This is a genomic window from Mesorhizobium sp. M0698 (assembly GCF_040320455.1).
In the GTDB taxonomy this organism is placed as follows: domain Bacteria; phylum Pseudomonadota; class Alphaproteobacteria; order Rhizobiales; family Rhizobiaceae; genus Mesorhizobium.
On record NZ_JAMYPQ010000012.1, the window covers coordinates 68,761 to 92,618 of the forward strand.

Annotated in this window: 21 protein-coding genes; 12 read left to right on the forward strand and 9 right to left on the reverse strand. The window is 64.9% G+C overall.

The window, feature by feature from the left end; all coding sequences use genetic code 11:
- Positions 1 to 45: 45 nt before the first annotated feature.
- The 6 genes from lepA (at position 46) to NKI16_RS22325 (ending at position 9,040) form a co-directional block, all read left to right on the forward strand.
- Positions 46 to 1,851 (forward strand): translation elongation factor 4, encoded by a 1,806-nt coding sequence (gene lepA, locus NKI16_RS22300; RefSeq protein WP_352509385.1) that lies wholly within the window; start codon positions 46 to 48, stop codon positions 1,849 to 1,851.
- A 258-nt stretch (positions 1,852 to 2,109) separates the two neighbouring features.
- A complete protein-coding gene (locus NKI16_RS22305; RefSeq protein WP_352840155.1) occupies positions 2,110 to 2,622 on the forward strand; it encodes a hypothetical protein in 513 nt (170 codons plus the stop codon).
- Between the two features lie 281 nt (positions 2,623 to 2,903).
- Complete coding sequence (locus NKI16_RS22310) at positions 2,904 to 3,278, forward strand: hypothetical protein (RefSeq protein ID WP_352575286.1); 375 nt, start codon at positions 2,904 to 2,906, stop codon at positions 3,276 to 3,278.
- Positions 3,279 to 3,705: 427 nt separating this feature from the next.
- Complete coding sequence (locus tag NKI16_RS22315) at positions 3,706 to 4,329, forward strand: CDGSH iron-sulfur domain-containing protein (protein ID WP_352782594.1); 624 nt, start codon at positions 3,706 to 3,708, stop codon at positions 4,327 to 4,329.
- 247 nt (positions 4,330 to 4,576) lie between these two features.
- Positions 4,577 to 6,604 (forward strand): hydantoinase/oxoprolinase N-terminal domain-containing protein, encoded by a 2,028-nt coding sequence (locus tag NKI16_RS22320; protein WP_352782592.1) that lies wholly within the window; start codon positions 4,577 to 4,579, stop codon positions 6,602 to 6,604.
- Positions 6,605 to 6,868: 264 nt separating this feature from the next.
- Positions 6,869 to 9,040, forward strand: coding sequence for a malate synthase G (locus NKI16_RS22325; protein WP_352782590.1), 2,172 nt, complete (start codon positions 6,869 to 6,871; stop codon positions 9,038 to 9,040).
- A 250-nt stretch (positions 9,041 to 9,290) separates the two neighbouring features.
- Here NKI16_RS22325 and NKI16_RS22330 read toward each other — a convergent pair whose 3' ends face one another.
- The 4 genes from NKI16_RS22330 to NKI16_RS22345 all read right to left on the reverse strand — a co-directional run bounded on the left by NKI16_RS22330 (position 9,291) and on the right by NKI16_RS22345 (position 13,538).
- Complete coding sequence (locus NKI16_RS22330) at positions 9,291 to 10,820, reverse strand: YifB family Mg chelatase-like AAA ATPase (protein ID WP_352842456.1); 1,530 nt, start codon at positions 10,818 to 10,820, stop codon at positions 9,291 to 9,293.
- Positions 10,821 to 10,988: 168 nt separating this feature from the next.
- The gene (gene gshB / locus NKI16_RS22335; RefSeq protein ID WP_023679866.1) at positions 10,989 to 11,930 is read right to left on the reverse strand and encodes a glutathione synthase; all 942 of its coding nucleotides are present in this window, start codon (positions 11,928 to 11,930) and stop codon (positions 10,989 to 10,991) included.
- Positions 11,931 to 12,148: 218 nt separating this feature from the next.
- Complete coding sequence (locus NKI16_RS22340; RefSeq protein ID WP_023679865.1) at positions 12,149 to 12,523, reverse strand: GtrA family protein; 375 nt, start codon at positions 12,521 to 12,523, stop codon at positions 12,149 to 12,151.
- Positions 12,524 to 12,530: 7 nt separating this feature from the next.
- Entirely contained in the window at positions 12,531 to 13,538 is a 1,008-nt protein-coding gene (locus NKI16_RS22345) for a glycosyltransferase (RefSeq protein ID WP_031212751.1), read from the reverse strand.
- 130 nt (positions 13,539 to 13,668) lie between these two features.
- On the opposite strand from NKI16_RS22345, the gene NKI16_RS22350 reads away from it, so the two are divergent.
- From NKI16_RS22350 to NKI16_RS22375, 6 genes are all read left to right on the forward strand, one after another.
- Positions 13,669 to 15,471, forward strand: coding sequence for a hypothetical protein (locus tag NKI16_RS22350; protein ID WP_023679863.1), 1,803 nt, complete (start codon positions 13,669 to 13,671; stop codon positions 15,469 to 15,471).
- Positions 15,472 to 15,603: 132 nt separating this feature from the next.
- The gene (locus NKI16_RS22355; RefSeq protein ID WP_023679862.1) at positions 15,604 to 16,371 is read left to right on the forward strand and encodes an SDR family NAD(P)-dependent oxidoreductase; all 768 of its coding nucleotides are present in this window, start codon (positions 15,604 to 15,606) and stop codon (positions 16,369 to 16,371) included.
- The gene (locus NKI16_RS22360) at positions 16,371 to 17,321 is read left to right on the forward strand and encodes a 2-dehydro-3-deoxygalactonokinase (RefSeq protein WP_031212749.1); all 951 of its coding nucleotides are present in this window, start codon (positions 16,371 to 16,373) and stop codon (positions 17,319 to 17,321) included. The genes NKI16_RS22355 and NKI16_RS22360 overlap by 1 nt, the downstream gene beginning before the upstream one ends.
- Complete coding sequence (locus tag NKI16_RS22365) at positions 17,318 to 17,956, forward strand: 2-dehydro-3-deoxy-6-phosphogalactonate aldolase (RefSeq protein ID WP_023679860.1); 639 nt, start codon at positions 17,318 to 17,320, stop codon at positions 17,954 to 17,956. Before NKI16_RS22360 ends, NKI16_RS22365 begins: the two co-directional genes overlap by 4 nt.
- Positions 17,956 to 18,837, forward strand: a complete 882-nt coding sequence (locus NKI16_RS22370) for an SMP-30/gluconolactonase/LRE family protein (RefSeq protein ID WP_023679859.1) — start codon at positions 17,956 to 17,958, stop codon at positions 18,835 to 18,837. Before NKI16_RS22365 ends, NKI16_RS22370 begins: the two co-directional genes overlap by 1 nt.
- A gap of 267 nt (positions 18,838 to 19,104) precedes the next feature.
- A complete protein-coding gene (locus tag NKI16_RS22375; RefSeq protein ID WP_031212748.1) occupies positions 19,105 to 20,163 on the forward strand; it encodes a D-alanine--D-alanine ligase family protein in 1,059 nt (352 codons plus the stop codon).
- Here the strand turns inward: NKI16_RS22375 and NKI16_RS22380 are convergent.
- From NKI16_RS22380 to dnaJ, 5 genes are all read right to left on the reverse strand, one after another.
- On the reverse strand, positions 20,160 to 20,447 hold the full coding sequence (locus NKI16_RS22380; RefSeq protein ID WP_023679856.1) for a DUF1330 domain-containing protein: 288 nt from the start codon (positions 20,445 to 20,447) through the stop codon (positions 20,160 to 20,162). The genes NKI16_RS22375 and NKI16_RS22380 overlap by 4 nt on opposite strands.
- A gap of 29 nt (positions 20,448 to 20,476) precedes the next feature.
- Positions 20,477 to 21,190 carry an orotidine-5'-phosphate decarboxylase gene (gene pyrF, locus NKI16_RS22385; RefSeq protein ID WP_023679855.1) on the reverse strand — a complete coding sequence of 238 codons (714 nt, stop codon included), beginning with the start codon at positions 21,188 to 21,190 and terminating at the stop codon, positions 20,477 to 20,479.
- On the reverse strand, positions 21,187 to 21,783 hold the full coding sequence (locus tag NKI16_RS22390) for an NADPH-dependent FMN reductase (protein WP_023679854.1): 597 nt from the start codon (positions 21,781 to 21,783) through the stop codon (positions 21,187 to 21,189). The genes pyrF and NKI16_RS22390 overlap by 4 nt, the downstream gene beginning before the upstream one ends.
- A gap of 60 nt (positions 21,784 to 21,843) precedes the next feature.
- Complete coding sequence (gene pmtA, locus NKI16_RS22395; RefSeq protein WP_023679853.1) at positions 21,844 to 22,449, reverse strand: phospholipid N-methyltransferase PmtA; 606 nt, start codon at positions 22,447 to 22,449, stop codon at positions 21,844 to 21,846.
- A 117-nt stretch (positions 22,450 to 22,566) separates the two neighbouring features.
- Positions 22,567 to 23,697 carry a molecular chaperone DnaJ gene (gene dnaJ / locus NKI16_RS22400; protein ID WP_023679852.1) on the reverse strand — a complete coding sequence of 377 codons (1,131 nt, stop codon included), beginning with the start codon at positions 23,695 to 23,697 and terminating at the stop codon, positions 22,567 to 22,569.
- Between the last annotated feature and the right edge of the window lie 161 nt (positions 23,698 to 23,858).

Genomic DNA, 23,858 nt, shown 5'->3' on the forward strand with positions numbered 1-23,858 from the left:
CCCCGCCGCTTGCCGATGTAGCGTGCCCCTGCTAAAGCGCGCCGCATGACCACGCCGATCAAAAACATCCGCAACTTCTCCATCGTTGCCCATATCGACCATGGCAAATCCACGCTTGCCGACCGGCTGATCCAGTCGACCGGCGGGCTGGAGCTGCGCGACATGAAGGAGCAGGTGCTGGACTCGATGGACATCGAGCGCGAGCGCGGCATCACCATCAAGGCGCAGACGGTGCGGCTGAAATACCGCGCCAACAATGGCGAGGACTATATCCTCAACCTGATCGACACGCCCGGCCATGTCGACTTCGCCTATGAAGTGTCGCGCTCGCTCGCCGCCTGCGAAGGTTCACTGCTGGTCGTCGACGCCTCGCAAGGCGTCGAGGCGCAGACGCTGGCCAATGTCTACCAGGCGATCGACAACAACCACGAGATCGTCGTGGTGCTGAACAAGGTCGACCTGCCCGCCGCCGAGCCCGAGCGCATCCGCGAACAGGTCGAGGAGGTGATCGGCATCGACGCCTCCAACGCCGTGCTGATTTCGGCCAAGACCGGCCTCGGCATTCCCGACGTGCTCGAAGCGATCGTCAACGATCTGCCGCCGCCGCGCGAGGGCGACATCGCGGCCCCGCTGAAGGCGATGCTGGTCGACAGCTGGTACGACGCCTATCTCGGCGTTATCGTGCTGGTCCGCATCATCGACGGCGTGCTGAAGAAGGGCCAGACCATCCGCATGATGGGCACCGGCGCCAGGTACCTGGTCGAGCGCACCGGCGTCTTTACGCCCGCCCGCATCAATGTCGACGAGCTCGGCCCCGGCGAGTTCGGCTTCTTCACCGGCTCGATCAAGGAAGTCGCCGACACTCGCGTCGGTGACACCATCACCGAGGACAAGCGCCCGACGGCACAGGCCCTGCCCGGCTTCAAGCCGGCGCAGCCGGTGGTGTTCTGCGGCCTGTTCCCGGTCGACGCCGCCGATTTCGAGGATCTGCGCGCCGCCGTCGGCAAGCTGCGCCTCAACGACGCCTCCTTCTCCTTTGAAATGGAAACCAGCGCCGCGCTCGGCTTCGGCTATCGCTGCGGCTTCCTTGGCCTGCTGCATCTCGAAATCATCCAGGAGCGGCTGGAGCGCGAATTCAATCTCGATCTCATCGCCACCGCGCCTAGCGTCGTCTACCGCCTGCTGTTGAACGACGGCACGGTCAAGGAACTGCACAACCCGGCCGACATGCCCGACGTGGTCAAGATTTCGGCCATCGAGGAGCCGTGGATCCGCGCCACCATCCTCACCCCGGACGACTATCTCGGCGGCATCCTGAAACTCTGCCAGGACCGGCGCGGCATCCAGGCCGACCTGTCCTATGTCGGCAAGCGCGCCATGCTGATCTACGACCTGCCGCTCAACGAAGTCGTCTTCGACTTCTACGACCGGCTGAAGTCGATCTCCAAGGGCTACGCCTCCTTCGACTATCACCTGACCGACTATCGCGAGGGCGACCTGGTCAAAATGTCGATCCTGGTCAATGAGGAGCCGGTCGACGCGCTATCGATGCTGGTCCACCGCACGGCGGCGGAAAAGCGCGGCCGCCAGATGTGCGAGAAGCTGAAGGAGTTGATCCCGCATCATCTGTTCAAGATCCCGATCCAGGCGGCGATCGGCGGCAAGGTCATCGCCCGCGAGACCATCTCGGCGCTGCGCAAGGACGTCACCGCCAAATGCTACGGCGGCGACGTATCACGCAAGCGCAAGCTGCTCGACAAGCAGAAAGAGGGCAAGAAGCGGATGCGGCAGTTCGGCAAGGTGGATATCCCGCAGGAGGCGTTTATCCAGGCGCTGAAGATGGGGGATTGAGAAGCCGGTTGGCGCGCACAGCGCGCCAAGCCATCGATCCAGTGAATCGATGGCAGGCTTCGAAAGCGGGGGAGCTGCCGGAGGCAGCGGGCCCCCCGCCAGCGCGGCGCTGAAGCTGCATGGTGAAGATTGGGCAGAAGCGTGCGACAGGTCAGCAAGCTGGATACGCGCCGGCCATTGCGACCCTTCAGGACAGCGGACCATCATTGGAGAATGTCCCGCCTTGAAGTATCCTTGCGGCTTCGGGGGAGACATCACATGCGCTCCACTCTGGACATCGTCGCCGCGATCGGCCTCGCCATGGGCGGCGCTTTCGGACTCGCCGGCACCTTCGTCGAGAGCGCGCCCCTTCGCGAAACGCTCTGGACAATCGACGGCGTAGCGCTCGTGGTGGCGACCGCGCTGCTGACGATGAAATATCAGCGGCTGGGCAATGACTGCGTGGCGGCCGGATTTCTGACCTTTCTCGCCGGCGAAAGCCTGCTGCTCTCCGGCAATGCGGCGGGGCTTGAGGCCAGCGTGCCCTCCTATGTCGGCGGTATCTCGCTTTGGGCGGCGGCGCTGGTCATGGTCAGCGCGCCGAAAACCTTCGCGCTGTGGATGCGGCTCACGGCTGTCGTGGCCGCCGTGCTGTTTGTCGTGTCGGCCGGCCTGATCCTGTGGGGGGCGCCTTTGCTGCCGACCTCGGCGCCGCTGCCTGCTGCCGGATATCCCTTTCTGGTGCTCACATTCATCGGCTGGATCTGGACGCTGCTGAAGCCCGGGCGTTGAGTCCAGTCGGACCGCCCCCTCTCCGGCCGCTTCGCGGCCACCTCTCCCCCACTTTGTGGGGGCGAGGAACCCAGGTGTTGTGAGGCTTCGGTGATTGGCATTCCTCGCCCCACGAAGTGGGGAGAGGTGGTTTGCGAAGCAAACCGGAGAGGGGTCTTCCTTGGCAACCTCGCGCGTCACGCGGAGCGCAAATGCGGGAATCACCTCTTCCACCCATCCCGCCGCCATGCCATGTTCCCGTCGCGGCCGGGCAGGCCGTGTCATTCCGGGGGGAAATCATCATGTCGTCTTACGCTTTCGCGCGCCGCGTCGCCGCGTCGCTGTTCATTGTCATGCTGTTTGCGCCCGTCGCGCATGCCGGCGATGTCACTTTCGAGATCAGGAACAGCCATCCGAACGCCATGCGCGTCGAGCTCTACAGCCAGGACCGCGACCATGTCTGGCCGGGCAACAATCAGGATTACTATCTCAATGACGGCGAGACCAAGGCGATCCCGCTGTCCTGCAAGGACGGCGAATCGATCTGCTACGGCGCCTGGGTCGATGGCGACGAGAATACCTATTGGGGCGTCGGCCCCGGCAATACGGAAAAGTGCGACGATTGCTGCTACACCTGCAGTGGCGGCGAGACCGAGGAAATCGATCTGGTTCCGTGACGTGGCAGATCTCCCCCCTTGAGGGGGAGATGTCGCCAAAGGCGACAGAGGGGGTCGCCGCGCATAGAGCGCCAACCTGTTCTGCAGCAGTAGGCCGAGTCCGGTCGTGCCGACCCCCTCTGGCCGCTGCGCGGCCATCTCCCCCGCGAGGGGGGAGAGGGCCGTCCCGCGAGTGCAGGCCGGCAACGGAATTTCAAAGCTGAAACAAAAAACCCGCCTCGGCAGGCGGGTCGTTGGAGCCAATTGGCACCATACCCAAATTAGTAGCATAGCTGCCGGCACAAAGCAAGAACAAAATGTGGCGCGGTGAGCAAAAAATGCGAATCCCTCCCCGCCGCACCCGAGGTCGGCCCTCACGATGGGGAGAATGCTACCTTGACGTCGTCCTGACCGTGGCCATAGCGTAGTCCGACAGGAGACCCCATCCATGGCAGTGGTCGAAGGCGAAAAGATCGATATCGGCTTTTCCGGGCGCCGCTGTATCCATTCGCGCAATTGCGTGCTTGGCGATCCGCATGTTTTCGTGCCCAACGCGCCCGGCCAGTGGATCCATCCGGAGGCGGCCAGCGTCGAGAAGATCGTGGCGCTCGCCGAAGCCTGCCCGTCCGGCGCCATCACCTATATCCGCAAGGATGGCGGGCCGCAGGAACAGCCGCCGGTGGTCAACATTGTGCGCATAAGGGAAAACGGTCCGCTTGCGCTGCATGCCGAGATCGTGTTGGGCGGCGAAACGTTTTACCGCGCCACGCTCTGCCGCTGCGGCGCCTCGGAAAACAAGCCGTTCTGCGATGGCAGCCACGCCAAATCGGGCTTCACCGCCACCGGCGAGCCGGCGCTGAAGGACACGCCGGCGCTGGAGGTGCGGAATGGCCCGCTGACGGTGACGCCGACGACCAACGGCCCGCTCAAGCTCGAAGGCAATGTCGAAATCGTCACCGGCACCGGCCACACGGTCGACCGTACGCAACGCGCCTTCCTCTGCCGCTGCGGCCACTCCGCCAACAAGCCGTTCTGCGATGGCTCGCACAAGCGCGTGGGGTTTGTGGGGTAGGCGGCGCCGCTATCTCCCTCCTTGAGGGGGAGATGTCGCCGAAGGCGACAGAGGGGGTCGGTACGTCCTGACGCCAACGCCATCGCGGCCAGAGAATGCCGGCGCTCCACGCGAGACGACCCCCTCTGGCCTGCCGGCCATCTCCCCCTCGAGGGGGGAGATTACGCTGCCTTGGCCCAGCGCTCGTGCCTTTATCGCCCGGCCCGTATCGGCTAAGGGGCGGGGCAGCAATTCTCCGGACCCGCCAATGACCGCCAACATCAAATCGCCACCCCTGTTCCTCGGCATCGACACCGGCGGCACCTATACCGACGCGGTGCTGTGGTCGGAAGCCGGCGGCCCCGGCGGAAAAGTGCTGGCCAAGGCCAAGGCGCTGACGACACGGCACGATCTGGCGGTCGGCATCTCCGGCGCGGTCGATGCGGTGCTCGAAATGGCCGGCACCGACCCGGCAGCGATCAAACTGGTGTCGATGTCGACGACGCTAGCCACCAATGCGCTGGTCGAGGGCCAGGGCGGCCGCGTGGCGCTGGTGATGATCGGCTTTGCCGAGGGCGACCTTGCCCGCGACGGGCTAAAGGCGGCGCTTGGCACCGACCCGGTGGTGTTCTGCCCCGGCGGCCACGATGTCCATGGCAATGCGGCAAAGCTCGATCTGTCCGGGCTGGAGGCAGCTTTGCCGGAACTGGAAAATTCGGTGTCCGGCTTTGCCGTCTGCGCCTATTTCGCCACCCGCAACCCGGCGCATGAGCTAAGCGCGCGGAACCTGATCCGCGACAGGACCGGCCTGCCGGTCACCGCCAGCCACGAACTGTCGGCCAAGCTCGGCGGCCCGCGCCGGGCGCTGACGACATTGCTCAACGCCAGGCTGATCTCGATGATCGACCGGCTGGTCGCGGCAACCGAAGGCTTTTTGGCCGCGCGCAACATCGCCGCCCCGCTGATGGTGGTGCGCGGCGACGGCGCTTTGGTCTCGGCCGCCTTTGCCCGCCAGCGGCCGATCGAGACCATCCTGTCCGGCCCCGCCGCCAGCCTCGTCGGTGCCCGCCACATGACCGGCCTCGACGATGCCGTGGTCTCCGATATCGGCGGCACCACCACCGACGTCGCCGTGCTCGACAAGGGCCGGCCGCGGCTTGATCCGGAAGGCGCCACCGTCGGCGGGTTCCGCACCATGGTCGAGGCCGTCGCCATGCGCACCTTTGGCCTCGGCGGCGATTCCGAAGTGGCGCTGGAGGACGGCGCGCTCAATCCGAGAATCCTGCTCGGCCCGCGCCGCCTGGTGCCGCTGGCGCTGGCCGGCTTGATGCATGGCGAGGCCGTCACGGCGGAGCTCGAGCGCCAGCTGCGCGCGCCCAATCCCGGCCGCATGGATGGCCGCCTGGCGGTGCGTACCGGCGTGCCGGAGCGGCTGGCGGCCGGACTGACCGGCGCCGAAGCCAAGCTCTACGAGCTGATCGGCGCCGTGCCGCAGGCTCTCGACAGATTGCTGACCTCGAACGCCCAGAACGCCACCTTGAACCGGCTGGTGTCGCGCGGGCTGGTGCATGTCGCCGGCTTCACGCCGTCGGACGCCGCGCATGTGCTGGGCAGGCAGGCCAATTGGGATGCGGCCGCGGCGCGTCTGGGTGCCGAGCTGTTCGCGCGCAGGCGCGACGGCCGCGGCCAGTTCATCGCCGCCTCGCCGGAGGCGATCTCGGAACGGGTGCTGACCGCGCTGACCCGCCTGTCGGCGGAAGTCATCCTCGAGACCGCCTTTGCCGAGGACGGGCTGGATGGCGCGGCGACCGTCGCCCATGCCCTGGTCCAGCGCGCCGTCGACGCGCATCCCGGCATCGCCCGGCTCAGCGTCGCGCTCGACCGTCCGGTCATCGGCCTCGGCGCCTCGGCGCCGCTGCACTATGTCGGCCTGGCCGAGCTGGTCGGCAATCGATGCGTGGTGCCGCAGGATACCGATGTCGCCAACGCGCTCGGCGCCGTCGTCGGCCAGGTCCGGGTTTCGGCCGAGGCGCGGGTCAGCCAGCCCAAGGAAGGGCTGTTCCGCGTTGCTTCCGGTGAAAGCGTGCGCGATTTCAACGACGAGGCGGCGGCAATCGCCGCGGCGGAGAAGGATGTGCGCGCGATTGCCGCCGGGCGGGCTAAGGACGCCGGCACCGACAGCGCCGAGATCGAAATCGCCAGCGAGTTCCGCGTCTCCACCGTAGAGGGCCAGCGCATGTTCATCGAGGCGCATGTCGTGGCGGTGGCGTCGGGACGGCCAAGGATTGCGGTGTGAGCGCGTAATCTCCCCCCCGAGGGGGAGATGTCGCCGAAGGCGACAGAGGGGGTCGCCTCGCATGAAGCGCGACGCGATTTGGTGCAAAGAAGAGGTTGCACTCCACGCGAGGCGACCCCCTCTGGCCTGCCGGCCATCTCCCCCTCAAGGGGGGAGATCGGCAGCGAAAACGCCCTACCTTCACCTTAGGCCGAGTTGACCCTACAACCTTGCCATGTCAAAGGCCCGAGGCCGGCAAGCCGGCCAAGCCCTGGAGAAGCCCTGATGACTGATCGCGTCGAGATCGCCGGATTGCGGATTGCCCGCGAGCTTCATGATTTCGTCGTGAACGAAGCGATGCCGGGCACCGGCATCGAGGCGGAGGCATTCTGGAACGGTTTTTCGGCGATCGTCTATGATCTCTCGCCAAAAAACCGGGCGCTGCTCGAAAAGCGCGATGCCATGCAGGACAAGCTCGACCGCTGGTATCGCGACAATGGCGCGCCCGTCGACATGGAGGCCTACAAGACGTTCCTCCGCGAGATCGGCTATCTCCTGCCCGAGGGGCCGGCGTTCAGCGTGACCACCGAAAATGTCGACCCGGAAATCGCTTTGGTTGCCGGGCCGCAGCTGGTGGTGCCGGTGATGAACGCGCGTTATGCGCTGAATGCCGCCAATGCGCGCTGGGGCTCGCTGTACGATGCGCTCTACGGAACCGACGCCATCCCGGAGACGGACGGCGCCGAGCGAGGCAACAAATTCAATCCGGCGCGCGGCGCCAAGGTCGTCGCCTGGGTGAAAAGCTTCTTCGACGAGGCGGTGCCGCTCACGACAGGCAAATGGGCCGGCGTCAACGGGCTTTCGGTCGCCAATGGCATGTTGCGGCTGGGCGAGGGTGCCGGCGCCACCATGCTTGCCGACCTCAGACAGTTTGCCGGCTATCGCGGCGATGCCGCCGACCCCGAAGCCGTCCTGCTGGTCAAGAACGGCCTGCACATTGAAATCGTCATCGACCGCAACAACCAGATCGGCCGCACCGATCCGGCCGGCATTGCCGATGTCGTGCTGGAATCGGCGCTGACCACCATCCAGGACTGCGAGGATTCGGTCGCCGCGGTGGATGCGCAGGACAAGGTGCTGGTCTACCGCAACTGGCTCGGCCTGATGAAGGGCGACTTGGCGGAAGAGATCACCAAGGCCGGCAAGAGCTTTGTCCGAAGGCTCAACCCCGACCGTACTTACACCGCGCCGGATGGCGGCACGCTGACCTTGCCCGGCCGCTCGCTGATGCTGGTCAGGAATGTCGGCCACCTTATGACCAATCCGGCGATATCAGACCGCGACGGCAACGAGGTGCCGGAAGGCATCATGGATGCGGCGCTGACGGCGCTGATCGCGCTGCATGACATCGGCGTGAACGGGCGCCGCACCAATTCTCGCGCCGGCTCGATGTACATCGTAAAGCCCAAGATGCACGGGCCCGACGAAGTTGCCTTCGCCGTCGAGATTTTCGACCGTGTCGAGGCGCTGCTCGGCGTGCCCAAAAACACCCTCAAGATGGGCATCATGGACGAGGAGCGGCGCACCACCGTCAACCTCAAGGAGGCGATCCGCGCCGCGAAAGAACGCGTCGTCTTCATCAACACCGGCTTCCTCGATCGCACCGGCGACGAGATCCACACCTCGATGGAAGCCGGCCCGATGATCCGCAAGGGCGACATGAAGCAGGCCGCCTGGATTGCCGCCTACGAAGCCTGGAACGTCGACATCGGGCTGGAATGTGGGTTGGCCGGCCACGCCCAGATAGGCAAGGGCATGTGGGCGATGCCCGACCTGATGGCGGCGATGCTGGCCGAGAAAATCGCGCATCCCAAGGCCGGCGCCAACACCGCCTGGGTGCCGTCGCCGACGGCGGCAACCCTGCACGCCACGCACTACCACAAGGTCGACGTCCATGCCGTGCAGGCGGCACTGAAGAGCCGGCCCAAGGCAAAACTCGACGACATCCTGTCGGTGCCGGTCGCGGTGCGGCCGAACTGGTCTCAGGCGGACATCCAGAAGGAACTCGACAACAACGCGCAAGGCATTCTGGGCTATGTCGTGCGCTGGATCGACCAGGGCGTCGGCTGTTCGAAAGTGCCGGACATAAACGACGTCGGCCTGATGGAGGACCGCGCCACGCTGCGCATCTCCTCGCAGCACATCGCCAACTGGCTGCATCACGGCGTCTGCACGCCCGAGCAGGTCATGGAGACGATGAAACGCATGGCGGCGATCGTCGACCGCCAGAACGAAGGCGATCCGCTCTACCGGCCGATGGCGCCGGATTTCGACAAGTCCATCGCCTTCCTCGCCGCGTGTGATCTGGTCTTCAAGGGCCGCGTCCAGGCCAACGGCTACACCGAGCCAGTGCTGCACGCGCGGCGGCTGGAGCTGAAGGCGCGGGATAACGGCTGAACCGAAAGCACGATGCACGCCGGCCAAGGGTAAGCGCCGGCGTCTCCCTCCCCCTTGAGGGGGGGTGGCCCGAAGGGCCGGGTGGGGTCGCCAATGCAGTGCGCCAACCCAATTCTGACGGTGCGCCTTAGGAGGAGCATCGCAACGCTCCGCACCTCGGTCGGTTTCGAAATGCGACAGGCCGAGCGTCTCACCGGCGACCCCACCCGGCCGCTTCGCGGCCACCTTCCCCTCAGGGGGAGGGAAAACGCTACGCCGCCTGCGCCATCCGCTCCGAGCTCATGCGGTACGAAATCGCTTCGGCCAGATGAATGCGGCCGACCGTCTCGCTGGCCTCGAGATCGGCCAGGGTCCGCGCCACCTTCAAGACGCGGTGATAGGCGCGCGCGGAAAAGCCGAGCTTTTCGCTGGCATCCCTCAGCAGCGACAGGCCGGCGGCATCGGGCATGGCGATCTCCTCGATGACTGACGGCGAGCAATGGGCGTTGGTGGTGGCGGTCGCGCCGAGCCGCTCGAAGCGCTCGCGCTGGATCGTACGGGCGCGGGCAACACGTAGTGCGACGGCGGCACTTTTCTCCGCCCGGTCCGGCCGGATCAGATCGCTGGCCGAGACCGCCGGCACCTCGATCCTGAGATCGATACGGTCGAGCAGCGGGCCGGAAATGCGCGCCTGGTAGTCGGTGCGGCAGCGGTCGCCGCGCAGGCAGCGATAGCCGGGCTCGCCGGCCATGCCGCAGCGGCACGGGTTCATCGCCGCGACCAGCTGGATACGTGCCGGATAAGTAACGCGATGATTGGCGCGCGCGATCATGCAGTCGCCGGTCTCGAGCGGCTGGCGCAGCGCATCGAGCGCCTGCGGCGAGAATTCGGGAAACTCGTCGAGGAACAGCACGCCGTGATGGGCGAGCGAAGCCTCGCCCGGCCGTACGCGCAACCCGCCGCCGACCATCGCCGCCATCGAGGCCGAATGATGCGGCGCGCGGAACGGCCGCCGGTCGGTGAGTTTTCCTTCGCCGAGTTCGCCGGCCACCGAGGCGATCATCGAGACTTCGAGCAATTCCCTGGGCGCCAGCGGCGGTAGGATCGACGGCAGCCGCTGCGCCAGCATCGACTTTCCCGACCCCGGCGGTCCGACCATCAAAAGATTGTGGCCGCCGGCGGCCGCCACCTCCAGCGCCCGCTTGGCGGTCTCCTGGCCCTTGATGTCGGCAAGGTCGGGCAGGTCGCGCGCCGCGGCATGGATGCCGGCTTCCGGCCGTGACAGAACCTGCGTGCCGCGAAAATGATTGGCGATGGCGATCAGGCTGCGCGGCGCCAATATGTCGAAGTCCTTGCCGGCCCAGGCCGCTTCCGGCCCGCAGGCGAACGGGCAGATCAAGCCCTTGCCTTCGGCGTTGGCACCGATTGCCGCCGGCAGCGCGCCAGCCACCGCGGCGATGGTTCCGTCGAGCGACAATTCGCCAAGCACGACATAGCCGGCCAGCATGTCGCCCGGAATGGCGCCGAGCGCCGCCATCAGCCCGAGGGCGATCGGCAGATCGTAGTGGCTGCCTTCCTTGGGCAGGTCAGCGGGTGCCAGATTGACGGTGACCTTCTTCGACGGCATCGACAGGCCGGATGCATGCAGCGCTGCCTGCACCCGCTTGCGGCTTTCGGCTACAGCCTTGTCGGCCAGCCCGACGATGTGCATGTTGACCTTGCCCGGCGCGATCATCACCTGCACGTCGACCGGCACGGCCTCGATGCCCTGGAAAGCAACCGTGCGAACCCGCGCCACCATGTCTTCACCCCGGATGCAGGCTTTTGCCCCAAGCCTTTGCGATCATGCCGCGAACGGCGTCACCGGAGACAACCACAGATTTCCGGCGAAGGCAAGAACATTTGGGGAACAGCTGAGCGCCACGGCTGCAATGGTCCGGAACGCGGCCGCTTCCAGAAGCAATGTACGCTAGTTGCGCTTCTCCTCGACGGCATCCCAAAATAGGCTGGCGATGTCGGCGCCGCCGAAGCGCTGCACTTCGCGTATGCCGGTCGGTGAGGTCACGTTGATCTCGGTCATGTAGTCGCCGATGACGTCGATGCCGACAAGGATGAAGCCGCGCTCCTTCAGCGCGGGGCCGATGCGGGCACAGATCTCGCGTTCGCGCGCCGTCAGCTCGGTCTTTTCGGCGCGGCCGCCGACATGCATGTTGGAGCGGGAATCATGCTCGGCCGGTACCCGGTTGATGGCGCCGACAGGCTCGCCGTCAACCAGGATGATGCGCTTGTCGCCAGCCCGCACCTCCTTGAGGTAGCGCTGCACGATGTAGGGTTCGCGGAACAACTGGTCGAACATTTCGAGCAGCGAGGCGAGGTTGCGGTCGGCCTCGTGCAGGTGGAAGATGCCGGCGCCGCCATTGCCGTAGAGCGGTTTGACGATGATATCGCCGAACTCCTTGCGGAAGGCTGCGACCTCGAGAGGGTCCTTGGTGATCAGCGTGTCCGGCATCAGGTCGGGAAATTCGGTGACGAAGATCTTTTCCGGGCTGTTGCGCACCCAGGCCGGGTCGTTGACCACCAGCGTCTTCGGATGGATGCGCTCGAGAATATGCGTGGTGGTGATGTAGTTCATGTCGAAGGGCGGATCCTGCCGCAAAAGGATGACGTCCATCTCCGAAAGATCGGTGCGGACTTCTTCGCCCAGCGAATAATGATTGCCCTTCTCGTCGCGGACCTGCATCGCCTCGATACGGGCAAACACCTTGCCGTCGCGCAGCGACAGCCGGTCGGGCGTGTAGTGGAACAATTGGTGGCCGCGCCGCTGCGCCTCCAGCGACAGTGCAAACGACGTGTCGCCGGCTACCGACACGGTGGAGATGTGGTCCATCTGGACGGCGACTTTCAGGGGCATGGCAGCTCTCCGGCGCACTTGGAGCGATCCACTTGGACGCACAAAGTACGCTCCAACATTTCTTGAATCCATGCATCGTGCTTTCCGAAAATCGATTCCGATTTTTCGGGCCGATGCATCGACGACAGCGATATAAGGAAATCGGCGGCCTCTGCCAATCGGCCAAGGTCATGATGAGGCTGCGCTTCGCTTGGCGCAGATCCCAACGCGATGTGCCTTCAGCGGTCGAACACCAGCTTGGAATAGCCGAGGAAGGACAGCGCCATGGCGACCAGCGAGGCGACCGCAAGGGCTATGAGCGGCGACACCATCGGCAGTGCGAACAACATGACGCAATAGACGAGATAATTGACGACGCTGGTGGCAATGCCGACGCCGCCGTAGCGGGCGCCCTCATGCGCGATGCCCCGGCTGGAAGGCGAGAAGGTCAGGTGGCGGTTGATCAGCCAGGTGGCGGACAGCGCAAAACCGATCGAAATGATGCGGGCTGCCAAGGGGCCAAGCGGCGTTGCCGCCAGCACCAGCCAAAGCGCACCCGCGTCGGCGACGAAGCCGATGCCGCCGGCGACAATGAAGCGGGCGAGGCGTCCCATTTAGGCTCTAGGCCGCGCGCGGGGTCTTGCGCGGTCCGGCCTTCAAAGTCGCGAGCGCGCTTGCACGTTCACGTTCGACGCGACCGGAAGGCATCGACAGATAGAAGATGCGCTTCTGCTCGGCGCGGCCGCGCGACACCGAATCGAGGATCACCCCGGTCACCGCCGCCAGCATCGACAGCAGCAGCAGGCCGACCGACAGAACCCAGGTCGGCATGCGCGGCACAAGCCCGGTTTCGGCGAACTCGATCAGCACCGGCGCCATCAGAAACAGGCTTGATGCCAGGAAGAACACCGAAAAAGCGCCGAAGAAACGCAGCGGCTGCGTCTCCTTCATCAGCATGGCGAACATCCACAGGATCTTCGCGCCGTCGCGAAAGGTCGACAGCTTCGACGAGGAGCCTTCCGGCCGGCGGCCATAGTCGAGTCCGATCTCGCTGACCGGCAATTTGAGCTGCGAGGCGTGCACCGACATTTCGGTCTCGATCTCGAAACCGCCGGAAACGGCGGGAAAACTCTTGACGAAGCGCCTGGTGAAGGCGCGGTAACCCGAGAAGATATCGGTAAAGTCCGAGCCGAACAAACGTTTGTAGAGGCTGTTGAAGATGCGGTTGCCGAAGGCGTGGCCTGTCCTGCCGGCGTCGTTGGCGACGCCGCGCCTGGTGCCCACCACCATGTCGGAGCGCTCGGTCAGCAGCGTGTTGATCAGTTGCGGCGCGTCCTCCGGCGCATAGGTGCCGTCGCCGTCGGCCATCAGGTAGATGTCGGCCTCGATGTCGGCGAACATGCGGCGCACGACATTGCCTTTGCCCTGGCGCGGCTCGCGCACCACGATGGCGCCGGCGGCGCGGGCTCGGAGCGCCGTCAGATCGCGCGAATTGTTGTCGTAGACATAGATCGCGGCGGCAGGCAGCGTTTCGCGAAAGCGCCGCACCACTTCGCCGATCGTCAGCTCCTCATTGTAGCAAGGCAGGAGCACGGCGATGCTCGGCTCATGGCGCACTTCTTGTGGCATTTTTCGTCTCCGGATGCCCTGTGAGGCCCCTGACCGCTCAAGCGCCGGCCTCGCTCGGGCGGCTTTACTATTTATTGAAGCTGTTAAGGCTAGGTTTAAACCGCACCGTATTCCTTCCAAAGGTCCTGATATGAGCACAGCCGACGATGGCGCCTCCATTTGGAGGTCCGATATCGCGCTGGCGCTGCTTGCCACGTTGCCGGCACTTGCCGTCAATGCCCTTGCCGGCTTCCCGGAATTGACCAATGCCGGCGGCGACAACGACAATCTGCTGCGCCTTGTCGAAGTTCGCGACATGCTGGCCAGCCAGGGCTGGTTCGATCTGCACCAGTACAGGATGGGCCTGGAAGGCGGTTTCGTCATGCATTGGTCGCGGCTGGTCGATGCGCCGATCGCCGCCATCATCATCGCCGTATCGGCCCTGACCGGCAGCGCGGCCTTTGCCGAGAATGTTGCGCAAGTGCTGTGGCCGACGCTGCTCTTCTGCCTGACCGTGTTTTTCACCGCCCGCGCCGCACGCAGCTTTGCCGGTGACAGCGCCGTGCTGCCCGCTGTCGTGGTCGGCGCTGCCGCACTGTATTTCATTGGCATTTTTTCGCCTGGCGCGCTCGATCACCACAATATCCAGCTGATGCTGAGCATGGCCAGCCTGAGCCTATTGCTTGAAGCGCCAATGCGCAGGCCGGCGGCATTGCTCTCCGGCCTGTGCGCCGGATTGATGCTGGCCGTCGGTATGGAGACCGCCCCTTATGTGGCCACCATCGGCGCCTCTGTCGCCATGCTGTTCGCCCTCGGCGCCAATGGCGAGAGGCTGATCGCCAGGGATTTCGGCCTCGGCTTTGCCGGCGTGTCCGCTCTCGTCTTTGTCGCCACCATTGCGCCGTCTGCCTGGGGTCAGGCGCAATGCGACGCCTTTTCGACCGTGCAGTTCGTCGTCGCGGCGATTGCCGGAACCGGCCTTGCGGCGATAGCGTCGATCGAGCCGGCCGGCCGCACGCGCCAACGGCGCATCGCCTCACTTGGCCTGCTTGCCCTGCTATTGGGCGCTGTCGTCGTCTTGTTGTTCCCACAATGCCTGGCAGCGCCCTACGCCAACCTCGATCCGCGCCTCAAGGAGCTATGGCTTGATCACATCGACGAGGCGCAATCGCTGTTCAAGCTGCTCGCTGAAGATCCGGCCGGGGTGGTGGCGCGCTATGCCACGCCGCTCATTGCGCTCGTGCTGATGGCGCTTCGCCTTGGCCGCGGTGGCTGGCGGCGGCAGGACAGCCTTGTCGGCGCGCTGCTTGTCGTGGCCTTCATCGTCAGCGCCTGGCAGGTACGCGGTTCGACATTCTCGATCGCCTTCGCCGTCATCCCGCTTGCCGCCTGGATTGCCAAATGGCGTCAACGGGCCGAGGCCAGCGCGTCGCGCGGGGTGGCGCTGCGCATGGCTGCCGTCTGGCTGGTTTCGGTGAATGCGGTCTGGACTGGGGCTGCCGCGGCGACCTCGGTAGCCTTCGACGACAGCAACACCACGGCGGATAATGGCGACGGCACCGATGTCGCTTGCCAGCGCATGGCCTCCTTTGCGGCACTCGGCCGCCTGCCCGGCACCACCGTACTGGCAATTTCCAATCTCGGATCGCCTATCCTGGCCTATTCCGGACATCGCGTCTTCGCTGGGCCTTATCATCGCAATGTCGCCGGCAACCTGCTGGCGCTCGATGCCTTCCTTGGGTCTGATGCCGATGCCAGGACGGTCGTGGCGGATCATCACGTCGGCCTCGTCGCGCTGTGCCCCGGCAGCGCCGAAAGCAAGCTCCTCGCAGCCAAGGCGCCGGCAGGCTTTCTTGCCGGGCTGATGCGCGGCAGCGTGCCGGAATGGCTTGAGCCGGTTGCCGGGACCAGCGGAGCCGCCGTCGAATTGTACCGCGTCCGGCTGGGCAACTGATCGATCGGCGGCCCGTGCGGCCTTTTGTCGGACATAAGTCCTGACAATCCACTCTTTCGCCCTTGCCCGCCCGACATGGCTGGATAGGATGCGCGCCGGCCGACCGCGATCATTGGACCGGGAGAGAATTTCATGATGCCATCGGCACGCTTTGCCGACCTCGAAGGCGCTTCGGTGCTGATCACCGGCGGCGGCTCCGGCATTGGTGCTGCCTTGACCGAAGGTTTTGTCCGCCAGGGGGCAAAGGTCGCCTTCATCGATATCGCCGACCGTCCGAGCCTGGCGCTGGCCGATCGGTTAGACAAGGAGCTCGGCCGGCGGCCGTTCTATCTCAAGACCGACATACGCGACATCGAGGCATTGCGGGTATCAATCGCCAAAGCCGCCGAGGCGCATGGCAACGTGACCGTGCTGGTCAACAATGCCGCTCAGGATGACCGTCATGCCGTCGAAGACGTCACGGTGGAGTTCTGGGACAACAACCATGCCATCAACCTGCGCCCGCATTTCTTCAGCGCACAGGCGGTGGCGCCGGGCATGAAGCGGGCCGGCGGCGGCTCGATCATCAACTTCACCTCGACGTCGTTTCTCATCAACCATCCCGATATGCCGGCCTACACCGCCGCCAAGGCCGGCATCGTCGGTCTCACCAAGGGTCTTGCCGGCAAGCTCGGCGTCGACGGCATCCGTGTCAACGCGATCGCGCCCGGCTGGGTGATCACCGAGCGGCAGAGAAAGCTCTGGGTCACCGAAGAAGCGCTCGCCGCTCATGTCGCCAAACAGTGCATCAAAGAGGTGATGCAGCCGGAAGACATTGTCGGCACCGTGCTGTTCCTGGCGTCGGATGCCTCACGCATGCTGACCGCGCAGATGCTGATCGTCGATGGGGGGTTCCTGTGATCTCATCGAGCAAGGCAGCTTCCGTCGCGGCCGTCGACTGGGGCACCACCCGTATGAGGGTCTGGCTGCTCGACGGCGCCGGCAAGGTTCTCGCCGAGCGGCGCGGCGATGACGGGCTGATCACCGCCCAGGCTAAAGGATTTTCGTCCATTCTTGAAGGGCATCTGGCTGCACTGGGCGCAGCCGAGGCGCTGCCGGTCATCATTTGCGGCATGGCCGGTTCGCGCCAGGGCTGGCTGGAGGCGCCCTATGTCAGCGTGCCGGCGCCGATCGGCGCTATTCTCGCCGGCGCTGCCCGCATCCCCGGCCAGCGCCGCGACATCCGCATCGTGCCCGGCCTTGCCCAGCGTCTGGCCGACGCCCCGGATGTCATGCGCGGCGAGGAGACGCAGCTTGCCGGCGCCGGTTTGCCGGCAAAGGGACGCCATGTCGTCTGCATGCCTGGCACGCATTCGAAATGGGTGCTGGTCGAGGACGGTGCCGTTGCCGGTTTCGGCACCTGGCCGACCGGCGAGCTGTTTTCGGTGCTGGCCGCGCACTCGATCCTGCGCCATTCGCTGGGCGAGCCGCCGAAGCCGGTTGCCGCCGAAAATCCATTTTTCCGGGAGTGGTGCCTGAAGGCGTTGGCCGAAGGCGGTGACATCGGTTCAAGACTGTTCTCGATCCGCGCCGCCAGCCTGCTGCAGGATCTGAAGCCCGAGGATGCCGCCGCGTGCCTGTCCGGCCTGCTGATCGGCGGCGAGATCGCTTCGGCAAATCGCCGTTATGGGGCGAGTGCCGTGCCCGTCGTGCTGATCGCGTCGGGCGCACTTGGCACGCTCTATGCCGACGCGCTCGGCCTTGCCGGGCTCGCGGTCAGGGTGGTCGACGCCGACGAGGCGGTGCGTGCCGGTCTTGCCGAAGCCGCGCGCGAAAATGGCATGATCGCCGGAAATGGAGTTGCCGCATGACAGAGACCGCACCTTTTCCAAAGCTCGAGCGGGGTCTGGTCGCCATCCTGCGTGGCCTCAAGCCAAGCGAGGCGGTGGCGATCGGCCAGGCGATCTTCGGCGCCGGTATCGAAGCGATCGAGGTGCCGCTCAACTCGCCCGATCCTTACGCCTCCATCGCCAGCATTGTCGGAGCGCTTCCTCCAACAGCCTTGGTCGGTGCCGGCACGGTGCTCAGCGCCGCCGATGTCGACGGCCTGCACAAGGCCGGCGGGCGGCTGCTGGTCAGCCCCAATATCGATGCCGAGGTCATGGGCCGTGCCATGCACTACGGCATGGTGACGATGCCCGGCGTGTTCACGCCGACCGAGGCATTTCAAGCAATCCGGCTCGGCGCCTCGGCACTGAAATTCTTCCCGGCGAGCGTGCTTGGCGCGGCGGGCATTTCGGCGATGCGCGCGGTGCTGCCGGCCAGTGTGCTGGTCGGCGCGGTCGGCGGCGTTTCGGATAAGGATTTTGCCGGCTACAAGGCAGCCGGCGTCAGCGTCTTCGGTCTTGGCTCGAGCCTGTTCAAGCCGGGCATGAGCGTCGACGAAGTGGCAGCGCGAGCGAAAGCCGCAGTTCAGGCCTGGGACGCGGCGTTTGGAGTGGCATGATGAGCGAGACCATTGTTTCGGTTTTTTCCGACCATGTCTGCCAACTCGGGGAGGGACCAAGCTATGACCCTGCCACCGACACGCTCTACTGGTTCGACATCGTCAACGGCCAGCTCCTCGAACAGCGCCTGTCGGGCGGTGCCGTCAAAATCCACGAGCTCGGTCAGATGGCCAGCGCCATCTGCATCATCGACGACCAACGCCAGCTGATCGCCACCGAGACCGGTCTGCATGTCCGCGACGTCGCGACCGGCAAGCTGACGCTGCACACGCCGATCGAGGCCGACAATACGGTCACCCGCTCGAACGATTCACGCGTTCACCCTTGCGGCGCCCTCTGGGTCGGCACCATGGGCAAGGGCGAGGAGAAGGCCGCCGGTTCGATCTACTGGTTCTTCAAGGGCGAGCTGCGCCGGCTCTATGCCGACGTCACGGTGCCCAATTCGATCTGCTTTTCCGAGGATGGGACGATCGCCTATTACACCGACACCAGCACCGGGCTGTTGATGCGCGTCGGCTGCGATCCGGCGACCGGCCTGCCGGTTGGCGAACCGAAGGTCTTCGTCGACCACCGTTCGGCCAAGGGCTATATCGATGGTTCGGTGCTCGACCGTGACGGCATATTGTGGAACGCCTGCTGGGGCGGCAGCGTCGTCGAAGCCTATGGACCCGACGGCAAGCTCGTCCGTTCGGTGGCGATGCCGGCGACGCAGCCTTCCTGTCCGGCTTTCGTCGGCAGGAATGCCGACCGGCTGGCGGTCACCTCCGCCTGGTCGGGCAAGAGCGAGAAGCAGCGCCTGCTCGACCCGCAAGCCGGCATGACATTTATGCTCGACATTCCAGTCAATGGTCGCTTCGAGCCGCGTGTGCTGATTGGCTGACCATGATGCCGAAAAGTGGGAACCGGTTTTCGGAAAAGATCATGGTCAAACAGGAAGATGGCGCCGTTGCTGTCGTGCAGGCGTCCGGCTGACGTCGGTTCCGCGAAAGCCGAATGCATTCGCCGTGCGATGCTAGAACGGTTCATCGTTTCGCGGGAACGCTGAACCGCTCTATCTCTTTGTTTTGACGCAATTCCGGACGGAAAACCGTTTCACACTTTTCCTGGAATTGCTTTAGCAATCGTGCTGCCGGGAAATCGTTCGATCATGTCAAGCCGCAAGCCGAAGCTGATCCTTGTCTACGAGCCAGAAAAGGCTTGCTTCGATCGGCTGGTTGCCGATAACCACGTGCCGGAGCGTGCCGCCGAAATTGCCTCCTATCTGGCGCAATCGACCGATATCGCTGCTGAATTCGACGCACTTGCCGCCGCTTGCCAGAAGCGCGGCCCGTCGTTTGCGCCGGTGGCGCTCGACGACGCCGCAAGCGTTCTCGCCGGCGAGGACCCGAAGACCACGCTAGTCTGGACGCTGACCGACGGCATCGCCTATTTCCGCGGCGGCGCGGCACCAGCTCTGGCACGGCTGAACGGCCTGGAGGCGATCGGCGCCGACGATGCGCTTTTCGCGCTCTGCCAGGACAAGTTCCGTTCAGGCGCCGTGCTCGGCGCGTTCGGCTTGCCGGTGCCGCAGGCGGGCCTTGCCCGTGACGGCGCCTGGCTGGTCGCGCCGCCGGCTTCGCCCGCCGGCTGGTTCGTCAAGCCGAACCGGCTCGGCGCCAAGATCGGTATCTGGCCCGATTCGCGCTGCCACGATCTCGGCCATGCGCTGGAGCTTAGCCGGCGCGTCTTCGCCGCCTATCGCGACGATGTCGTCGTCCAGCCCTATGTCGCCGGCCGCAACGCGCGCGCCAGTTTTCTCGGATTGAGGCCGGATACCGGCGTCGAGGCGCTGGGCATCGCCTTTGTCGATTCAGGCGGCGATTTCCAGACCATGCAGGACAGCCTGGCGCTTTACGGCAATACCGGCGAAGCGGCCAAAGCCACGGGAAATTACGCCGAGCCGTTGCTGCTGCCGGTCGCCGGCAGCCAGCCTCTGGCTGATGCAAGGATCCGCAACATCGCCGAAAGCCTGATGGTCGGGCTTGGCCTGCGGGATGTGTTTTCCATCGATTTCCGGGTCGAAGCCGACGACAGCGTCCACCTCATCGAGTTCGAGGTCTGCCCCGGCCTGCCCTGCTTCGATTTCCGCGATTACTGTCGCCAGCAATGGGGCTTGAGCCTCGCCGATGCGATGGCGGAGGCAGCGGCGAACCGGCTTCTCGCCTAAATCCCCTCGACCAGCACGATTTCGCCCTCGGCCACCTTCTGGCGGATCGCGACGGCGCGCTGGTATTCGGGAGAGTGGTAGCAGTCATGCGCCGCCGCAAGCGACGGAAACTCGATGATCACGTTGCGGTCGCGGCCCGGCCCCTCGGCCTTCTCATGCGCGCCGCCGCGCGCCAGGAACTTGGCGCCGAAGCGGTCGAAGGCCGGTTTGGCAGCTGCGACATAGTCCTTGTAGCCTTCCGCATCGCGCACGTCGACGCGAGCGATCCAGTATCCCTTGGGCATGGCATTTCTCCGAAATGGTTTTGGGGATGTTACGCGGAGCGCATTTCGTCAAGGATGGCTTCCGCCGCCGCCCGCCTGTCGGCCGCACCGACGATCGGCCGGCCGACGACGAGATGGCTGGAGCCGTTACGGATCGCCTGCGCCGGCGTCACCACCCGCTTCTGGTCGCCATGGTCGCTGCCCTTCGGCCGGATTCCCGGCGTCACGACCGCCAGGTCGGGGCCGACGATGCGGCGCACCGCCTCAGCTTCCTCGGCCGAGCAGACGATGCCGCCCATGCCGGCATGCAGCGCCTGCTCGGAGCGCCTCAGCACCAGTGTATGCGGATCATACTCATAGCCGGCGTCGATCACGTCCTGCTCGTCCATCGAGGTCAGCACGGTGACCCCGAGCAGGCAAAGGTCGCTGCCCCTCGCGGCCTCGACCGCCGCCTTCATCGTCTTCGGATAGGCATGGATGGTCAGCATGCTCATGCCCATCCTGGCGATGTTGTCGACCCCCTTGGCAACGGTGTTATCGATGTCGAGGAGCTTCATGTCGAGAAAGATCCTAGTGCCGCCGCTGGCCAGCTCGCGGGCGAAATCGAGCCCGCCGGCAAAGGCGAGCTGGTAACCGATCTTGTAGAAGGAGACGATCCCGTCGAGCTCGCGCACCGCTTTCTCGGCTTCCTTCAGCGTCGGCAGGTCGAGGCCGACGATCAGCCGTTCCTGCATCGTGTCGGCATGCGCGGCGTCCGGGATCATGCCTCGATCCGCGTCGACAGCATGCGCGAGGTTTCGATCAGCGTTCGGCATAGGTGCTCCATCGATTGGCGTAGTCTTTCGTCCCGGAAGTTGCCCTCGTCGTCGAAGGCGTAGCCGCCCTCCGGCACCGAACACTCCGGTGTCACCACCTCCATCCGGCAGCGTACCAGAACGGCGCGCAGATGGTTGATGCAGCGTATCCCGCCGAAGGGTCCGTTGGAAGACGAGCAGAGGCCGGCGACCTTGCCGGCAAGCGGCCTGAACGTCCGGCCGCCATCCTTGCGCAGCTGGCTCACCCAATCGATGCTGTTCTTGAGCAGCGGTGGAATGGAGCCGTTATATTCGGGCGTCGCGATCAGCAGCCCGTCATGGGCGGCGATCATCCGGCCGAGCTTGACGGCGTTGTCGGGAATGCCTTCGTCCTTTTCCAAATCCTGGTCGAGGATCGGCAGCGGATAGTCGGCGAGCGAGATGCGGGTCACCTCGGCGCCCTGCATGGCAAGTTCCTTCTGTGCCACGTCGGCGGTCCTGCCGCTATAGGCGCCGCTGCGCAACGAACCGGCGACGACGAGAATTTTCGGGATCACAGCCATGGGTCTGCCTTGTCACCCGATGGGTATAAGACAAGTGCTATTCAAACCCAACGCTTCAATTCATGCGGCCCCGCGTCGGTAGATCCAAAGCTGCGTCGGCGGAATATTGCGGATGACGAAATGGAAATGCTCGACCGTATAGTCGCCGCGGCCCGGCGGGATCGGCGACAGCGGCCCGTAAGTCAGCTGCACGATCGGCCGGCCCGCCGGGATACGGTCGAGCAGGCTCTCGACATAGGCGATGCGCTGGGCGACAGGGAAATTGAGCAGCGGCACGCCCGATATCACAGAATCGAAGATCAGGTCGCGCTTGTCGCCAAGCGTCGCGTCGAGATTGAAGGCGTCGCCCTCGATGACGTTGACGCCTGGATAAAGCTGGCGCAGATGGCGCACGAAATCAGTGGAATATTCGACCGCGTAGAGGTTCTCAGGCTTTATGCCCTGGGCGAGGATGGCGCGTGTGATGACGCCTGTACCGGGCCCGACCTCGAGCACCGGCAGGCCGGATGTCGGATCGACGATCGAGGCCATCTTGCCTGCGGTGATGGAACTGGTCGGGACGATCGAACCGACCGCCTTCGGCTTGTCGATCCAGCCCTTGAAGAACTTCAGCTCGTCGTCGAACTTTTCCGCCAGCGTCTTTCGCAGTCCGGGACTACGCGTCATCGAAAGTCCTCCTCAACGCTCCCTCGCATGCTACTTAACAGTTACGAGGTGCAAGACAAGTCGAATCCCCGGATAAGGTGTTGATGACGCTCGGGAAGCGTTTTCCAGGGATCAGCTTCAGTGCTCGCCGAACGTTTCGAAAAAGTCTTTCATGCGGGCGAAAAATCCGCTCGACTGAGGCGAATTGTCCTTTGAGGAAAGCTGCTCGAATTCCTCCAGCAATTCGCGCTGACGGCGCGAAAGGTTCTGCGGCGTCTCAACCACGGTCTGGATGTAGAGGTCGCCGATATTGGGCTGGCGCAGCACCGGCATGCCCTTGCCCTTGAGGCGGAACTGGCGACCGTTCTGGGTGCCTTCCGGCACCTTCACCTTCGTCTGGGTACCGTCCAGTGTCGTCACCTCGAACGAGCCGCCAAGCGCTGCCGTCGTCATCGAGATCGGCACCTTGCAATAAAGATCGGCCCCGTCGCGCTGGAAGAATTCGTGCGGCTTGACCGCGAGGAAGATGTAGAGATCGCCCGACGGGCCGCCGCGCAGGCCGGCCTCGCCCTCATTGGCCAGCCGGATGCGGGTGCCATCCTCGATGCCGGCAGGGATGTTTACCGACAGCGAGCGCTCCTCGGTGACACGGCCCTGGCCGGCGCATTTCGGGCACGGATCCTTGATGGTCTGGCCGCGCCCCTGGCATTGCGGGCAGGTGCGCTCGATCGAGAAGAAGCCTTGCGTGGCGCGCACCTTGCCGTGGCCGTTGCACATCGAGCAGGTGACGGGCTGGGTGCCAGGCTTGGCGCCGCTGCCCGAGCATTCCGAGCAGGAGATCGAGGCTGGCACCCGAATCTGCGCGGTCTTGCCGGAAAATGCCTCTTCCAGCGTAATTTCCATATTGTAGCGCAGGTCGGCGCCGCGCTCGCGGCCGCCGGACGAGCGGCGCTGGCGCCCGCCCATCATGTCGCCGAAAATGTCTTCGAAAATGTCGGCGAAACCGCCGGCGCCAAAGCCTTGCGCCCCGCCATTCATACCGCCGTGCTCGAAGGCGGCGTGGCCGAAGCGATCATAGGCGGCGCGCTTCTGCGGGTCCTTCAGTGTCTCATAGGCTTCGTTGATTTCCTTGAACTTGTGCTCGCAGGCATGGTCGCCTGGGTTGCGGTCGGGATGGAACTGCATGGCGAGCTTGCGAAAAGCGCTCTTGAGCTCCTTCTCGTCGGCGCCCTTTTGCACGCCTAGCGTTTCGTAAAAATCAGCTTTCATGTTTTCCCGCAGTCCGGATAGTCAACGTCTTGAAGCATCGTTGCGTCGTTTGCCGGCACGCTGTTCCGATTTAGGTGTGATGGAGCCGCGATGCCAGTGTCTACGAGGCTTTGTCCGCATTTTTTCGGGCAGCTCAGCGTTTTTCCGGCAAAGGGTTGCAA

Excerpts from the sequence above, each read along its gene's own strand:
- lepA (WP_352509385.1), top strand. The coding sequence starts at position 46 with ATGACCACGCCGATCAAAAACATCCGCAACTTCTCCATCGTTGCCCAT.
- NKI16_RS22305 (WP_352840155.1), top strand. The coding sequence starts at position 2,110 with ATGCGCTCCACTCTGGACATCGTCGCCGCGATCGGCCTCGCCATGGGC.
- NKI16_RS22310 (WP_352575286.1), top strand. The coding sequence starts at position 2,904 with ATGTCGTCTTACGCTTTCGCGCGCCGCGTCGCCGCGTCGCTGTTCATT.
- NKI16_RS22315 (WP_352782594.1), top strand. The coding sequence starts at position 3,706 with ATGGCAGTGGTCGAAGGCGAAAAGATCGATATCGGCTTTTCCGGGCGC.
- NKI16_RS22320 (WP_352782592.1), top strand. The coding sequence starts at position 4,577 with ATGACCGCCAACATCAAATCGCCACCCCTGTTCCTCGGCATCGACACC.
- NKI16_RS22325 (WP_352782590.1), top strand. The coding sequence starts at position 6,869 with ATGACTGATCGCGTCGAGATCGCCGGATTGCGGATTGCCCGCGAGCTT.
- NKI16_RS22330 (WP_352842456.1), bottom strand. The coding sequence starts at position 10,820 with ATGGTGGCGCGGGTTCGCACGGTTGCTTTCCAGGGCATCGAGGCCGTG.
- gshB (WP_023679866.1), bottom strand. The coding sequence starts at position 11,930 with ATGCCCCTGAAAGTCGCCGTCCAGATGGACCACATCTCCACCGTGTCG.
- NKI16_RS22340 (WP_023679865.1), bottom strand. The coding sequence starts at position 12,523 with ATGGGACGCCTCGCCCGCTTCATTGTCGCCGGCGGCATCGGCTTCGTC.
- NKI16_RS22345 (WP_031212751.1), bottom strand. The coding sequence starts at position 13,538 with ATGCCACAAGAAGTGCGCCATGAGCCGAGCATCGCCGTGCTCCTGCCT.
- NKI16_RS22350 (WP_023679863.1), top strand. The coding sequence starts at position 13,669 with ATGAGCACAGCCGACGATGGCGCCTCCATTTGGAGGTCCGATATCGCG.
- NKI16_RS22355 (WP_023679862.1), top strand. The coding sequence starts at position 15,604 with ATGATGCCATCGGCACGCTTTGCCGACCTCGAAGGCGCTTCGGTGCTG.
- NKI16_RS22365 (WP_023679860.1), top strand. The coding sequence starts at position 17,318 with ATGACAGAGACCGCACCTTTTCCAAAGCTCGAGCGGGGTCTGGTCGCC.
- NKI16_RS22370 (WP_023679859.1), top strand. The coding sequence starts at position 17,956 with ATGAGCGAGACCATTGTTTCGGTTTTTTCCGACCATGTCTGCCAACTC.
- NKI16_RS22375 (WP_031212748.1), top strand. The coding sequence starts at position 19,105 with ATGTCAAGCCGCAAGCCGAAGCTGATCCTTGTCTACGAGCCAGAAAAG.
- NKI16_RS22380 (WP_023679856.1), bottom strand. The coding sequence starts at position 20,447 with ATGCCCAAGGGATACTGGATCGCTCGCGTCGACGTGCGCGATGCGGAA.
- pyrF (WP_023679855.1), bottom strand. The coding sequence starts at position 21,190 with ATGATCCCGGACGCCGCGCATGCCGACACGATGCAGGAACGGCTGATC.
- NKI16_RS22390 (WP_023679854.1), bottom strand. The coding sequence starts at position 21,783 with ATGGCTGTGATCCCGAAAATTCTCGTCGTCGCCGGTTCGTTGCGCAGC.
- pmtA (WP_023679853.1), bottom strand. The coding sequence starts at position 22,449 with ATGACGCGTAGTCCCGGACTGCGAAAGACGCTGGCGGAAAAGTTCGAC.
- dnaJ (WP_023679852.1), bottom strand. The coding sequence starts at position 23,697 with ATGAAAGCTGATTTTTACGAAACGCTAGGCGTGCAAAAGGGCGCCGAC.